17 protein-coding genes are annotated in these 14,030 nt (G+C 60.9%); 7 read left to right on the forward strand and 10 right to left on the reverse strand.

What is annotated here, in order from left to right:
• The first annotated feature begins 11 nt into the window (after window positions 1–11).
• Window positions 12–287 (forward strand): DUF1467 family protein, encoded by a 276-nt coding sequence (locus OEZ49_RS15830; RefSeq protein ID WP_263389227.1) that lies wholly within the window; start codon window positions 12–14, stop codon window positions 285–287.
• A 121-nt stretch (window positions 288–408) separates the two neighbouring features.
• Here the strand turns inward: OEZ49_RS15830 and OEZ49_RS15835 are convergent, their stop codons facing one another.
• Both OEZ49_RS15835 and OEZ49_RS15840 read right to left on the reverse strand, forming a co-directional pair.
• A complete protein-coding gene (locus OEZ49_RS15835) occupies window positions 409–1,104 on the reverse strand; it encodes an EI24 domain-containing protein (protein ID WP_263389228.1) in 696 nt (231 codons plus the stop codon).
• Window positions 1,101–1,679: a nitroreductase family protein gene (locus OEZ49_RS15840; RefSeq protein WP_263389229.1), complete on the reverse strand. Its 579-nt coding sequence runs from the start codon at window positions 1,677–1,679 to the stop codon at window positions 1,101–1,103. Before OEZ49_RS15840 ends, OEZ49_RS15835 begins: the two co-directional genes overlap by 4 nt.
• A gap of 397 nt (window positions 1,680–2,076) precedes the next feature.
• Here OEZ49_RS15840 and OEZ49_RS15845 point away from each other — a divergent pair, with 397 nt between their 5' ends.
• On the forward strand, window positions 2,077–2,355 hold the full coding sequence (locus tag OEZ49_RS15845; RefSeq protein ID WP_263389230.1) for a DUF167 domain-containing protein: 279 nt from the start codon (window positions 2,077–2,079) through the stop codon (window positions 2,353–2,355).
• On the opposite strand, the gene OEZ49_RS15850 is transcribed toward OEZ49_RS15845, so the two are convergent.
• Window positions 2,352–2,597 carry a hypothetical protein gene (locus OEZ49_RS15850; protein ID WP_263389231.1) on the reverse strand — a complete coding sequence of 82 codons (246 nt, stop codon included), beginning with the start codon at window positions 2,595–2,597 and terminating at the stop codon, window positions 2,352–2,354. The two genes, OEZ49_RS15845 and OEZ49_RS15850, sit on opposite strands and share 4 nt — an antisense overlap.
• Before the next feature lie 114 nt (window positions 2,598–2,711).
• On the opposite strand from OEZ49_RS15850, the gene OEZ49_RS15855 reads away from it, so the two are divergent.
• From OEZ49_RS15855 to OEZ49_RS15870, 4 genes are all read left to right on the forward strand, one after another.
• Window positions 2,712–3,425 (forward strand): M48 family metalloprotease, encoded by a 714-nt coding sequence (locus OEZ49_RS15855; protein WP_263389232.1) that lies wholly within the window; start codon window positions 2,712–2,714, stop codon window positions 3,423–3,425.
• Entirely contained in the window at window positions 3,422–3,790 is a 369-nt protein-coding gene (locus OEZ49_RS15860; RefSeq protein WP_164132961.1) for a YigZ family protein, read from the forward strand. Before OEZ49_RS15855 ends, OEZ49_RS15860 begins: the two co-directional genes overlap by 4 nt.
• Before the next feature lie 74 nt (window positions 3,791–3,864).
• A complete protein-coding gene (locus tag OEZ49_RS15865) occupies window positions 3,865–4,116 on the forward strand; it encodes a DUF6455 family protein (protein WP_263389233.1) in 252 nt (83 codons plus the stop codon).
• 22 nt (window positions 4,117–4,138) lie between these two features.
• A complete protein-coding gene (locus OEZ49_RS15870) occupies window positions 4,139–4,396 on the forward strand; it encodes a DUF6455 family protein (protein WP_263389234.1) in 258 nt (85 codons plus the stop codon).
• Here the strand turns inward: OEZ49_RS15870 and OEZ49_RS15875 are convergent, their stop codons facing one another.
• The 3 genes from OEZ49_RS15875 to rimO form a co-directional block, all read right to left on the reverse strand.
• Window positions 4,397–4,639 (reverse strand): CDGSH iron-sulfur domain-containing protein, encoded by a 243-nt coding sequence (locus OEZ49_RS15875; RefSeq protein ID WP_263389235.1) that lies wholly within the window; start codon window positions 4,637–4,639, stop codon window positions 4,397–4,399.
• A 160-nt stretch (window positions 4,640–4,799) separates the two neighbouring features.
• Window positions 4,800–5,504, reverse strand: coding sequence for a hypothetical protein (locus OEZ49_RS15880; RefSeq protein WP_263389236.1), 705 nt, complete (start codon window positions 5,502–5,504; stop codon window positions 4,800–4,802).
• Window positions 5,486–6,874, reverse strand: coding sequence for a 30S ribosomal protein S12 methylthiotransferase RimO (gene rimO / locus OEZ49_RS15885; protein WP_263389237.1), 1,389 nt, complete (start codon window positions 6,872–6,874; stop codon window positions 5,486–5,488). The genes OEZ49_RS15880 and rimO overlap by 19 nt, the downstream gene beginning before the upstream one ends.
• Window positions 6,875–6,970: 96 nt before the next feature.
• Here rimO and OEZ49_RS15890 point away from each other — a divergent pair, with 96 nt between their 5' ends.
• Window positions 6,971–8,905: an AsmA family protein gene (locus tag OEZ49_RS15890; RefSeq protein WP_263389238.1), complete on the forward strand. Its 1,935-nt coding sequence runs from the start codon at window positions 6,971–6,973 to the stop codon at window positions 8,903–8,905.
• Window positions 8,906–9,115: 210 nt separating this feature from the next.
• Here OEZ49_RS15890 and OEZ49_RS15895 read toward each other — a convergent pair whose 3' ends face one another.
• Genes OEZ49_RS15895 through OEZ49_RS15910 form a run of 4 tightly spaced genes read right to left on the reverse strand, consistent with a single transcriptional unit; the run spans window position 9,116 to window position 13,820 of the window.
• Complete coding sequence (locus OEZ49_RS15895; protein ID WP_263389239.1) at window positions 9,116–10,612, reverse strand: phosphomannomutase/phosphoglucomutase; 1,497 nt, start codon at window positions 10,610–10,612, stop codon at window positions 9,116–9,118.
• Between the two features lie 20 nt (window positions 10,613–10,632).
• Window positions 10,633–11,466 carry a 3-deoxy-8-phosphooctulonate synthase gene (gene kdsA / locus OEZ49_RS15900; protein WP_263389240.1) on the reverse strand — a complete coding sequence of 278 codons (834 nt, stop codon included), beginning with the start codon at window positions 11,464–11,466 and terminating at the stop codon, window positions 10,633–10,635.
• A gap of 4 nt (window positions 11,467–11,470) precedes the next feature.
• Window positions 11,471–13,183 carry a capsule biosynthesis protein gene (locus OEZ49_RS15905; protein WP_263389241.1) on the reverse strand — a complete coding sequence of 571 codons (1,713 nt, stop codon included), beginning with the start codon at window positions 13,181–13,183 and terminating at the stop codon, window positions 11,471–11,473.
• Entirely contained in the window at window positions 13,161–13,820 is a 660-nt protein-coding gene (locus OEZ49_RS15910) for an ABC transporter ATP-binding protein (RefSeq protein WP_263389242.1), read from the reverse strand. The genes OEZ49_RS15905 and OEZ49_RS15910 overlap by 23 nt, the downstream gene beginning before the upstream one ends.
• Window positions 13,821–14,030: the final 210 nt, after the last annotated feature.

Genomic DNA, 14,030 nt, shown 5'->3' on the forward strand with positions numbered 1-14,030 from the left:
AGGGGGCGCATATGTCGATCACATCAGCCTTGGTGCTGTTTTCCGTCATCTGGTTCATGACCTTCCTGATCGTATTGCCGATCCGGGTCAGGACCCAGGGCGATCTGGGCGAAATCGTGCCCGGAACCCATGCCGGCGCCCCCGAACACCACTATCTCAAGCGCAAGGCCTGGATCACCACCGGGATATCGGTGGTGCTCTGGTGCGTGATCGCCGGGATCATCCTGTCGGGCTGGATCACAGTCGATGACATCAACTTGCTCAAGGTGATGCCGCCGCTGGAGTGAGCGGCGGTCGAATCGACGCACCCGGATGCCGGGGCGGAGGCCTGTACAAAACGGCCAATACACCGTCCCAATCCGGTACAAAACGGTCAATTCGACGTACTGACCGGATCGGGCGGTTTGGTCAGCGCTCGGCTGTCACCGCGTGAAAGATATGCGTAAACGTGGCCGCCCCCAGGATCGGGATGAGCAGGTTCACCAATGGAACCGACAAGGGCACTGCCATCAGAATGCCCGCCGCCCAGATCGTTAGCATGTGCTGTGACCGGAGTTTGCGCGCGCCGTCACGTCCGACCCGGCGCATCGCTGCCAGCGTAAAGTATTCCCGCCCCAGCAGAAATCCGTTCAGACCCCAGAAGATGAAGAGCGCGAAGGGCGCCAGGAACGCATAGAGGATAAAGGCCAGCAGGTTCGCCGTGATCAGCACGCCCAGAAAGTTGACCGTGTCCTTCAGCGCATCGCCAAACGGCACTTTGGCCACCGGCGGCAGTCCGGGATAGTGTTTGTCTTCAACTGCTTGCGCAACCTCGTCCAAAAACATCGAGGTAATCGCCGAGGCCACAGGAACCATCAGGAACACCGACAGGACCATCATGAAGATCAGCGATGAAACGTTCAGCAAGCCGCCCACCCAAGTGACCTCGCCCAGCACGGGCAAGGTGACCTCGGGGCCGACCAAGGCATTGATAAGCCATAAAAAACCGGCATAGACGGCGACCAGAAGGGCAAAGGTCAAGCCGACGCCAAGCATCAGAACCTTGCGAAAGCGCGTATCACCGATCTGGCCCAGGGCCAGCAAAAAGGAATTGAGGATGATCATTCCGAAACCCAGCGTGTGATGGCGTCCAGATCGGGGCGCGGCCGGTCTGGCGGAGCGCTGGTTTCGGTCGCGATGTGAATGAACCCCGCCACCCGCTCATGCTCGACCAGCCCCAGACCTTCGGTACAGAACACCGGGTCATGCGCCACCCAGCCGGTGAGCCAGTTGGCACCCCAGCCCGAAGCCAGCGCCGCGTTCAACAAGGCAAGGCACACGGCCCCTGTGGAATAGGTCTGCTCCAGCGCCGGGATCTTGGGGCTGTCCTTCTGCACCTCGATCACGGCCACAGCAAGGACGCCCTGATCGAACTGCGCCCGCCCCTTGACCACGTCCTCGTCAGACTTCGCCAGGTCCCGGCCGCGTCGTTCGGCCAGCTCGGCCAAGCGCGGCATAGCGCCTTGTTCCAGAACGATAAACCGCCAAGGTTCCAGCTTGCCATGGTCGGGGCTGCGCGCCGCAGCGGTCAGGATCGGCAATAGTTCGGCGCGAGAGGGCCCCGGCGCGGTCAAGGTCTTGGCCGGGCGGGACCGGCGGTTCAGCAGGAAATCGAGGGCGGCGTCGTTGCGCGGCGGCATATGTAAATCCTTTTCACATATTGACCCTTTCGTATCTCGGACACCGCAGCCCGAGTTTCAAGGGTAAATCCTGCGTGAAGTCCCGCATTCGGCGGTGTTCTGTCGCGACGGGCTGTTAACATGATGGCTGTAATCGCAGGAGGCTCTTATGAAACCGCTTGTTCCGATCTTGTTGACATTGGGCAGTCTGGTTGCCTGTACAATCGCGCCAAATCCCCCCGCCGGGGCGCCCCAGACGATTGAACCGCTTCCGGGCAACCTCGCCCCGCCAGTCGCCCCAAGGGACAGCACGGCAAGAGCGGCTTCTAAAGCCTACTATCTGGGACCGCGGGGCGAAGAGTGGTTCTGATGCGTTCCAGGCTTTGGGGTTTTTAGCCAGACGGTGTAAGAACCGGGTATGGCCAAACCCAAAGTCAAATCTCTGCCGGACCTGTCCCATCTCGCGCAAGAGAACGCTGAGATCACCGTGCGCGTCACGCCCAAGGCGGCGCGGGACGGCCTGACCGAGGATGATGGCGGTTTGCGGATCACGGTCACGGCGCCGCCCGAAAACGGCAAGGCCAACGAGGCCGTGCGACAGTTACTGGCGCGAGCCATGGGCGTGGCGCCGAGCCGCTTGCAGCTTCGCCGCGGTCATACTGCACGGGACAAGACATTTGTATTTACAAGGGCTTAGCCGTCCGGGGGAACCTCGCGCAATTGATAGACCCCTTCGGGCAGGTCCAGTGCCGCGGCCAGATCGCGCAATTGTTCGGGCGACAGGGTGATCTTTTGCATAGCATCGGTGCGCGGGTCGTATTGTTCCAGCGTGACGCATTCCGCAAAGGAGTTGATCACGACGTCCTCAAGCAAGGGCGTTTCACCCTCGTCGACAAGGGTGATCACGGTCGAGTCGAATTCGTGTTCGATGGTAAACATAAGGCCAGAGTGGCGGCGGACTGCCGCCATTGCAAGCGGGCAGCAGCGGCAAGGCTGGAAGCTTCGCGCGACAAGGTTTAAATCTGTCCCCGACGGACTTTAACGAGGTTGTACATGCGTCGGCTCCTGCTTTTGATTGCTTTGGTTCTGTCGGCTTGCGACGCGCCGGCCCCAACGTCGGCACCGGTTCCCCTGGCCCCTGTGCCCAGCGGCCCGGCGATGAGCCCCGCCAGCGCACAGGCGGCGTTTTCGCGGGTCAGCGCCAGCCTGCGACCGGTGGCGGTGAACGAATGCCAGCGCCGCACCAGTGGTATGCGTTGCGATTTCCGGATCGAGGTCGATCCCAACCCGCGCGCGCCGGTGAACGCCTATCAGACCGTGGACAAGGATGGCCGCCCGGTGATCATCTTTACCCGCGCCATGATCAACAGCGCCCGCAATCCGGACGAGCTGGCCTTTGTCATGGGGCACGAAGCAGCCCATCACATTCGCGGTCACCTGGCCCGGCAACAGGCGAACGCGGCCGCCGGGGCCATCGTGTTTGCCGGGTTGGCCGGTCTGACCGGTGGCAATGCCTCGGCCATCGACGCCGCGACCCAGGTCGGCGCCCTAGTCGGATCGCGCACCTATTCCAAGGATTACGAGCTGGAAGCCGATGAGCTGGGCACGCTGATTACCTATCGTGCGGGGTATAACCCCTTGATCGGGGCACATTTCTTCTCGCGTATTCCCGATCCGGGCGACCGCTTCCTTGGAACGCATCCGCCGAATGCCTCGCGCATCCAGGTGGTGCAGAGGACGGCGGCCAATCTGGGTCTTGTCCAATGAGTGACCCGACCCGGCTGGGCGTGGTGCTGACCGATCGAGGATCGAAATACGCGGTCAGCGGCGCGCCCGTTCACAGCCGGGAAGAGGTCGACACCGTTCTGGCGGCGCTGAAATCGGACCGGGCCTATGCCAAGGCCACCCATAACACCTGGGCGGCCATGTTGCCCACAGGGGCGCTCAAGGCTGACGACGGTGAAACCGGCGCGGCCATGGTCATTCTGCGGATGATGGAACGGGCCGGGTTGACGGATCATGTGATCGTTGTAACCCGCTGGTACGGCGGCAAGAAACTGGGTGGCGACCGCTTCCGCAGGGTCCAGGACGCGACCCGGGCCTATCTCGATCACCTCGGAATCGCATCTTGACCTGAGTCAAGGCATGTCTGCCGATTGGTAAGTTAGGGTTGTTCCATTGAAACGCCCTAACCGTGGAGGTTCACATGGCCGACCGTGAAATCCTGAAGCACCACGCCCAGTTGTTCGATAGCATGGCCAGTACCTTGGGGCATGATCTGCAAGAAGTTGCGATTCAGGGGAAGCTGAGCATCGACCAGATCACCGACGCGGTCCTGTCCTGCACCCAATGCAGTAATCCGGAACACTGCTCGGGCTGGCTGGCCTCGCGCGAACGGGCCTTGCAGACACCCGAATACTGCCGCAACCGCGACCTGCTTGGCCGGTTGCAGCCCTAACCCATCGTTGAGGGAGCCTCCGATGCCACAAATACCCCTGGGCGATATCGAACGACATTTCTGGTTGACCCGCTCGGTCGCGCGGTCAATGGGCGTCAGTTTCACCGAGGCCATGGTGCAGGGCAAGGTGACGGAAAACGACTATGCCGAGGTTGTGACCCGATGCCGTGCCGCCGATTGCAGCGAGAAATGCCAGCACTGGCTGGCCACGCAGAATTGCAGTGCGCGGACCGCGCCTGAATTCTGCGTCAATGCCGACCTGCTGAACCGCCTGCGCTGATTACAGGCTTTTGTGGCTGCCGTCGCACAGCGGCGACTTGTCCGAGTGCTTGCAGCCGCAAAAGAACACCTTTTTGTCGGCCTCCGCGGTGTATTTCACCGGCGAAAACTCGGACCCCTTGTGTGACCCGTCGCAGAATGGCTGCTTTTGAGATTTGCCGCAGGCACACCAGAAATAGGTCTTTCCCTCGGTCACTTCGACCGGAAAGGGGGCTTTTTGCGCGATTTCAGGGCTGTCGGACATGTAACTGTTCCTTTGTGTGGTGGATGTCTGTGAACTTCACGATAGCGCGGGTCCAGGGCAGGAAAAGGATGAGAAAAGAGCAAGTACCTGCCCTATACCTCTGAAACTGAACCGCTATGCTCAGAATTCGTCTTACTAGCTTGAAGTCAAATAACAATGACTAGCGGTTTGGTTGCGGAAGCTTTAGTCGAAGGAAACCGTTTTTTCCCAGCACCGTCAGAGCCAGAGCGAGGTGATTTTCCTCAGAAACCGTCAAATGGTCTTTTTCGAAACCTCTAATGTCGAAGGCTGTGACAGTGGCTAGCCCATGCACTGCTAGAACATGGCAATTCATTAACAGCTCCGCATACGTCTTGTCATAACGAGGTTCGTAAGAGAACGGGCTTCCACCGGTTAGGTAGGTAATTCCTTCGTTTAGAGACAAGTGACTGACGCCCGTCAGTTGGCTATAAACCCTCCCAAGGAACTTGAGTGCCTTCAAGCGTGGTGTAGCACCATCTTTTTGTTTTCCGGCAAGGATTCCTCGGAGGACCTCAACACCTTCAATTTCCTGCCTGATTAAAGCAGATGCACCTACGTATTGCGCCTTTGAAACCGCTGTTTCTACGAGTGAGATGTTTTGAAACATGGCGGCTGCGACAGCAGAGCGACGTAGTGTACCTTCATCGACATTGAGAGGGCAGATACATTGCGACCGTTCGAAGACTGAGACCACTGCTGAAAGAACGCAGTCGTTCGCAAAAGCTAAGTCCGGCAGTTCCGTTCGCCAATCAGGAAAGTCTGATTGCAGAGTCCCGAGTGCTAGCCTGTAGTTTTCGGCCTTTTGGAAGAACTGAAAATCTTTTTCTATCTTAGATGTCCCCACAAATCATACTCGCCAGCCTCGTCAACTTCGACCGTTACGATGTCGCCGGGTTTCAGCCCTTCGAAATCTTCGTCAATGAACAGGTTGCCGTCGATCTCGGGTGCGTCCGCCTGGGTGCGGCATGTGGCGGCCTCGTCGTCAACCTCATCAACGATCACCTGCATGGTCCGGCCGACCTTGGCCGCCAGCTTGGCCTCGGAAATTGCCTGCGCTTTTTCCATAAACCTGTCCCAGCGGTCCTGCTTGACCTCTTCGGGCACGTGATCGGGCAGGTCGTTCGAGCGGGCACCGGCCACGTTTTCGTATTGGAAGCATCCCACGCGATCGAGCTGCGCCTCGTCCATCCAATCCAGCAGCGTCTGGAATTCCTCTTCGGTTTCACCCGGATAGCCGACGATAAAGGTGGAGCGCAGGGTGATGTCAGGGCAGACCTCCCGCCAGGCTGCGATCTCGTCCAGTGTCTTTGCGGCGGCGGCCGGGCGCGCCATGCGCCGCAGCGTGTCAGGATGCGCGTGCTGGAACGGAATATCGAGGTATGGCAACAGGTTGGAGGCTGACTCGGCCATCAAGGGAATCAGGTCCCGCACATGGGGATAGGGGTAGACATAATGCAGCCGCACCCATGCGTCGAGTTGCCCCAACTCGCGTGCCAGATCGGTGATATGGCTGCGCAGCTCACGGTTTTTCCACAGGTTCACATCATACTTTCGGTCGAGCCCATAAGCGCTTGTGTCCTGAGAGATAATCAGAAGTTCACGCACACCGTTATCCACAAGTTTTTCCGCCTCGCGAAGTACCGCGTGTGCCGGCCGGCTTGCAAGTTTCCCGCGCATGTCCGGGATGATGCAGAACTTGCACTTGTGATTGCAGCCCTCTGAAATCTTTACATAGCTATAGTGCCGGGGTGTCAGCTTGATGCCCGAGGTCGGCAGAAGGTCGACAAACGGATCAGGATCGGGCGGCACCGCTCCGTGCACCGCGTCCAGCACCTGTTCGTATTGATGCGGCCCGGTGACGGCCAGAACCTTGGGGTGTACGCCCGTGATGTATTCCGGCTCGGCGCCCAGGCAGCCGGTCACGATCACCTTGCCGTTTTCCTTCAGCGCCTCGCCGATCGCTTCCAGGCTTTCGGCCTTGGCGCTGTCGAGAAACCCGCAGGTATTCACAATCACGGCATCGGCGCCCGAATAATCAGGAGAAATGCCATATCCTTCGGCCCTGAGCCGGGTCAGGATACGCTCGCTGTCGACCAATGCCTTGGGGCAACCCAACGAGACCATGCCGATTGTCGGCTGGCCGGGACGGGTCGTATCGGTAAGGCGGGCGGCAGGCGCCAGGTCGGGCCGCAGGTTCGGTGGGTTTGTGCTCATGGCGCGCATATAGAGGGGAACTCTTCTCCTTGCAAATATTGTCCAACCGGGGTCCGTTTGCCATATCGAGGCACACATGAATACGGGAGCAGGCACATGAAGTGGCTGGTGCGCATTGCGATCACACTGATCCTGGCGGCGGTCGGGCTGGTCGGGGTTATTCTCTTGCTGCCGGGGGACAAGCTTGCGCGTCTCGCGGCAGATCAGATCAGGGCACAAACTGGCCGGGAACTCAGCTTTAGCGGTGATGTTCGCCTCACTTTCTGGCCAGTTCTGGGGGTTGAAACCGGGCCTGTCGTGCTGGGAAATGCGCCCTGGGCCGGCGAGCAGCCGATGCTGACGGCAAGCAGCCTGGCCATCGGCGTGAACGCACCGGCGCTGCTGGCCGGGGATGTCCGCATCACCGGAATCGTGGCCGAGGACCCGCTGCTGCGGCTCGAAAGCTCTCAGGGCCGGGTCAATTGGGCCTTTGACCCTGAAGGCGACCAAGCGCCCCAGGCCGGGACGGCCCTGCCGGCACAGCAAGCGCGGCTGATCACCCTCGACAGGCTGGAGCTGAAGAACGCCCGCCTGATTCTGATCGAAGAGGCCCAAACCAGGCTCGACTTTGCCAATGTGGGCATCACCGCCGCCTGGCCGTCCCCCGATGCGCCGCTGCGGTTGCAGGCGAGGCTGCCGCTTGGGGTCGATGCGATTGACGTCGATCTCACCTTGCCGGATCTACCGGCCTTCTCCGCGGGCCGTGTTGCCGCCTTGCAGATACAGATGAGGGCGCCCGATACCCAGATCGCATTTGATGGTCACGCCGCACTCAGCGGTGACATGTCGGGCAAGGCCAGCCTGTCCACAACGGACAGCGCCCGTATGCTGGCGGCCTTTGGCCAGTCCGGGATCACCCTGCCGCGTGGGTTGGGGCAAAAGGCCGATGTCAGCGCCCAGATCACCTATACCGCCAACGGTCAGCTTGCGCTGCGCGAATTGGCAATGGATATCGACGGCAACCGCCTGACCGGGGCTGCGGACATCACCGTGGCCAATCCGCCGCAAGTGACCGCAAAGCTTGCGGCCGGTGCTCTGGACCTCACCGGCCTTTCCACGACCGCTGCCAGCAGCGGCGCGGCATCTGGTGCAGGCGGATGGTCCACGGTACCCATCGACGCCTCGCCGCTGGCTCTGGCCAACGGTTCGGTCAGGCTGGTTGCACAGTCGATTGCGCTTCCGGGGCTGAACCTGGGACCAAGCGATCTGACTGTTTCGCTGGATCAGCGCCGCGCCGTGCTGGCGATGCAGCCGGTCTCCTTGTTCTCCGGCCAGATCACCGGACAGCTGGTCGCCAACAACCGCAATGGACTGTCGGTAGCGGGAGACATTCGCGCCGATGCGGTCGAGATGCGCGACGCGCTGTCCACCCTCGCCGGTGTTCAGCGGCTCGCGGGGCCGGCATCGGGCACGCTCAAGTTTCTGGCCGTTGGCAACAGCGAGGATGCGCTGATGCGCTCCTTGTCCGGCGAGGGCGGTCTGCAAATGGGGCAGGGCGTAATCTCGGGCATCGATCTCGACAACCTGATGGAGCGCGGCGCGGGCGGCGGCGGCACGACGGTGTTCAACAGCCTTACCGCCAGCTACAAGATCGAAAAGGGCAACCTGTTCAACGGTGACCTGCTGATGTTGCTCGATAATTACAAGGCCAATGGCGAGGGCCGGGTGGGCCTCGGTGCCCGGGACATCGACTATCTCTTCACCCCGGTCGCGCTGCGTGCCAACGCGGGCCAGGGGCTGGCGGTGCCGGTGCGGATCGTCGGGCCTTGGGCAAACCCGGCCATACGCCCCGATCTGACCCAGGTCATCGAAAAGGCCACGGGCGTCAATGCGGAGCAGGTCGAAGAAAAGGCCAAGGATGAGCTGCGCCGCAAGCTTGGAGAGGAACTCGATACCGAGATCCAGCCGGGGCAGGATGTCGAAGAGCTGATCAAGGACCGGCTGCAACAGGAGACAACCAAAGGTTTGCTCAAGCTCCTGGGTAAGAACTAGAGAGGCTCCGCCCCATGAACTGCTGCACACGGAAGATTTGGGGCGGACCGAAAGGCAGAACCGGTCGCGGCTTCTTTCTGGTTGAAAATACTCCGGAGCGCGAGGCAGCGCCTCGCAAAAGATCACCGCGCCGCAGGCGCGGCCCGGCCCAACGCCTCTCCCCTCTCGTCAGAGAGGGGAGAGGGGGCGGGAGCGCCCCCTGCCTGTGGGTCAGATCGTCTGGTCGTAGTCGCCCACGCCCGGCTCGGTGCGGATCACCGCGTCGATCTCGGCAAAGATGGCGCGCATCTCGTCTTCGCTTTCGCTGCTTTCGCAGACCACCACCAGGTTCGGCGTGTTAGACGAAGCGCGCACCAGCCCCCAGGAGCCGTTGTCGAGGATCACACGGGCGCCGTTCACCGTGACCACCTCTTTGATGGCACGCCCGGCAAAGCTGTCGCCAGCGGCATGTTTGGCCACCAGTTTCTCCACAAGCCGCTTCAGGATCGCGTATTTCTCGGTGTCGGCGGCATAGGGCGACATGGTGGGTGTCGACCAGGTGCGCGGCAGCGCCTTGCGCAGGTCCGACATGGACATGTCCGGATTGCGGTCCATCAGCTTGCAGATCTCGACCGCAACCCGCATGCCGCAGTCATAGCCGCGCCCGATGGGTTCCGCCAAGAAGTAGTGGCCCGATTTCTCGAACCCCGCCAGCGCGCCAATCTCCTTGACCCGGCGTTTCATATGGCTGTGGCCGGTCTTCCAGTAATCGGCCTTGGCGCCGTGTTTCTTCAACTCGGGATCGGCGGCAAACAGACCGGTGGATTTCACATCGGCCACAAAGGTCGAACCCGGATAAAGCTTGGACAGGTCCCGCGCCATGATCACGCCCACCTTGTCGGCAAAAATCTCCTCGCCCTCGTCATCGACCACGCCGCAGCGGTCGCCATCGCCGTCAAAGCCCAGCGCAAAATCGGCGCCGCTGGCTTTGACCGTGTCGGCCATGTCATGCAGCATTTCCATGGCTTCGGGGTTGGGGTTGTAGTGCGGGAAGGTATAGTCAAGCTCGTTGTGGCTCGGCACGATCTCGACCCCCATGCGGGCAAAGATCTCGGGCGCAAAGGCCGAGGCGGTACCGTTGCCGGTGGCGCAGACCACCTTGAGCGGGCGCGACATGCGGAAATCGCCGACCAGGTCGTCGATATAGGCCTCTTTGACGCCATCGACGAATTCGTAAGAGCCACCCGGGCGCGCCAAACCCTCTCCGTTCAGCACGATGTCGCGCAGTTCCGCCATCTCGTCGGGGCCATGGGTCAGTGGCCGGTCAAAGCCCATCTTGACCCCGGTCCAGCCATTGGGGTTGTGGCTGGCCGTCACCATCGCCACGGCGGGCACATCCAGATGGAACTGGGCGAAATAGGCCATCGGCGACAGGGCGGGGCCAATGTCCTTGACCTGAATCCCGGCCTGCATCAGGCCCAGGATCAGCGCGTTCTTGATGGACAGAGAATAGTCGCGATAGTCGTTGCCGACGGCGATCACCGGCGCGATGCCGCGGCGGTGTATCTGGGTGCCCAGACCCAGGCCCAGCGCAGTCATGCCGGGCAGGTTGATCTCTTCGGGGTATTTCCAGCGGGCATCGTATTCACGAAACCCGGTGGGCCGGATCATTGCGTCGCGCAGAAAACTCCAGGTGTTCGGGGTCACCTCGGCAACGGGTTTGGTCATGTCAAATTCTCTTGTTCTTCTTAGATGCGAATGGGCTCTGCCTTAGCAAGGGCATCGAAGCGCATCAAGGTGGCGATCAGATCAGGCATCTGATCGAGATAGATCATGTTCGGACCGTCACAGGGGGCATTGTCGGGATCCTGGTGGGTCTCCATGAACACGCCCGCCACGCCCACCGCCACCGCGGCACGCGCCATGACCGGCGCAAACTCGCGCTGCCCACCGGACGCCCCGCCAAGTCCGCCCGGTTGCGCCACCGCATGGGTGGCGTCCATGATCACCGGATAGCCCGTGCGCGCCATTTCCGGCAGCGACTGCATGTCGACCACTAGCCGGTTATAGCCAAAGCTGACCCCCCGTTCGGTGAGCAGAATGTTGCTGTTGCCGGTACTTTCGATCTTGGCTGCGACATTGGGCATGTCCCAAGGCGCCAGAAACTGGCCTTTCTTGACGTTGACCACGGCACCGGTCGCACCGGCCGCTTTCAACAGCGCAGTCTGGCGGCACAGAAAGGCCGGGATCTGCAAGACATCGCAGACCTCGGCGACAGGGGCACATTGCTCTTTCTCATGCACATCGGTCAGAACCGGCACGCCGATTGTGTCCTTGACCGATTGCAGCACCGCCAGCCCCTTGTCGAGTCCAAGCGCAGGCGCGGCATTGACCGAGGTTCTGTTGGCTTTGTCGAAAGACCCCTTGAAGACATATTGCGCGCCGACGGCGTCGCAGGCGTCCTTCAGTGTGCCGGCGATCATCTGCGCATGATCGGCGGATTCCAGCTGGCAGGGGCCGGCGATGATGGTCAACGGTCGGTCGTTGCCAATGGTGAGGCCGGCGATTTTGACGTGTTTCATGGGACTATGAGGATACCTGTTCTCTGAGGATCGACGCGGTGAGCGAGATCATCAGGTAGATACCAGCAAAGAGCAGGAATGCCAAAATCGTATTTTCAAAGCTGCGCGGATAGCTCGGCTCCTCGCTCGGCACCGGATTGACCGACACGGTCAGATAGCGCACCTGCCGGTTAGCCTCCATCCGGGTGGTTTCCATCTGTTGCAGCGCCGATTGCAGCATCATATCCCGCGTGGCCAGGTCGGCTTGTGCCATCTGGATACGCACGCTCAGGCGCGCCAGCGAATTCTCGCCGCGGGAGGTGTCGAGCATTTGGGCATTCAGGTCGCTAAGCAGGTTGTTGAGTCGAGTGATATCGGCGCGGGTACCGTCCACCTTAGCCTTGCTTGGGCGAGCGTTGTCCAACAGGGCCGCCAGTTGCAGCTCTTTTTCCTGGATCTGCACTTCGACCTGGTCGATGCGACCGCGAAGGCTGGCGATCACACCTTCAGGATCGAGCAACGAGCCTTCTTGCTGCAACTCGACCAGCGCCTCTTGCGCCTTGCGGCGTTCGGCTTGGGCGTCCTCGAAACTCTGGCGGGCTTCGCGCATCTGGTCTTCGCGTTTCTGGCCCGACAGGTTGTTCACCCGATCCTCGGCATAGGTCAGCAGGCTTTCTGAGAACTCCGTCGCCACTTGCGGATCGGGCGCGGCAACCTCCATCCGGATCACGCCTTCGGTCGGGTCATAGCCGATTTTCACGATACGACTGTATATCTTATAGGCTTCTTCGTTGGTGGCATCAGGCGCCAGTCTCTGGATCGGGTCGATCCAGGGCTGTTGGAATTGCGCCTTGAACCCGCGGTCGCGGTCCAGTTGTAACATCGCTTCTTTCGACTCGAGGAAAGACTGGACCGAGATCGAATCCTGGCTGGTCGCGAATTGGGTTCCGGCAAAAAAACCGCCCAGTCCGCCCAAAGAGCCATCCGCTTGAAGGATCACAAATTCGGACTTGCTGGCATACATCGGGGTGGCGACAGCGTAGAAATAAAATCCCGCGATAAGTGTCGGCAGCCCGACAAACACCGCAAGCCGGGTCAGCAGTTGCATCAACTTGCGCCGACGACGGCGCATGATGTCCTGCTGGATTTTTCCGATCTCCATTTCGCGGCGTTGGGTCGGGCTCATCTCGGTCGAGGGCAATGTCTGGCGCGGCTGTACCGTCTGCGGCAACTGGATCTTGGGTTCAGGCTTTTCCGCCTTCTTTTCCGGCCGCTGCACGACAAGGTCCAGCATATTGCCGCGCTCCAGCGGATCGATCCCGTTTGCGCGCAATTGTCGGACGGCATCGTAATCCGAGGTGACGGGCAGATTGTGTTTTTGCGCCAACCGGCGCGCCATGCGCAACTGTCGGCCGGTCAATCCTTCGCGTTTGATAGCGTCGATTTCCTCATTGGCGGCGGTTTCCGTGGCCGATGACACCTGACCCTGCATTGCGTTGCGGTAGCTTTCGGCTTCGCCTGTCGTGGGCTGGACCCGCGAATTGGCCGCCCCGGTGCGGGGCTTGACTTCTTCGGCCGGTGGTGTGGCCGGGCGCGGCGGGGCGGTTTGCGGCCGCAAGGGCGCAACATTGCTGGGCTGCACTGCGGAACCCGTGGCGGCAGGGGCGGGCTGGGCGCCTTCCGGCACACCGCCTGCGCGGCGGATGCGGAACTTCTTAGCCTTGGGTTTGGTAATCATAGAGCTGTTTCGCTTCTTCCAACGAGTCAAACATATGCAACTGACCGTGCATCAGAACAGCGGCCTGGCGGGCGAATTTCGCCAGCGTCGCGGGCTGGTGTGAGACGATCACGATGGTCGTGGTGCGCAGGCGCTCTTCCAGAATGGCGCCTGCCTTCTTGTTGAACTCCACATCGGTCGAGGCGGGCATGCCCTCGTCGATGAGGTACATGTCGAAATCCAGCGCCAGCATCAGGGCAAAGGAAAACCGCGCCCGCATGCCCGAGGAATAGGTTCCCAGCGGCTGATCGAAGTACTCGCCCAGACCGCAGAGCCACCGGCAATAGGCCTCGATGTAATCGGGGTCCATGCCATAGAGGCGGGCAATATAGCGCGCATTCTCCATCGCCGATAACCGCCCCACGACACCACCCATGAACCCCAGTGGGAACGAGATGTTGCAGGTGCGGCGGATCACCCCTTCGTCGGGTTTCTCCAGCCCTGCCATCATGTTGATCAGGGTCGTCTTACCGGTGCCGTTCGGCGCCAGCACCCCCAGCGACTTGCCCAGCTCGACCCGGAACGACACCTGGTCCAGGATCACCTTTCGATGTGATCCGGTCCAGAAGGATTTGCTGACGTTCTCGAATTCAAGCATCTGCTGTCTGCTGCGGCCCATCGTTTTTTGTCTTGCGGGTCTCTGCGCCGATCGGCACAGGTCCGACCCCACGGGAAGAGGCACTTGACCGATTACCGGGGGATTTGGGCTACATTATGTCGAAATATGAAACAAAACTTCAATCCGCATTCAGCATTGTTGACAGGAAAACCGATGGCAACAGCGACGGGGCTTGCCCCAGGTAACTGG

The sequence above is a fragment of the Ruegeria marisflavi genome (assembly GCF_025673445.1).
GTDB lineage: Bacteria > Pseudomonadota > Alphaproteobacteria > Rhodobacterales > Rhodobacteraceae > Ruegeria_B > Ruegeria_B marisflavi.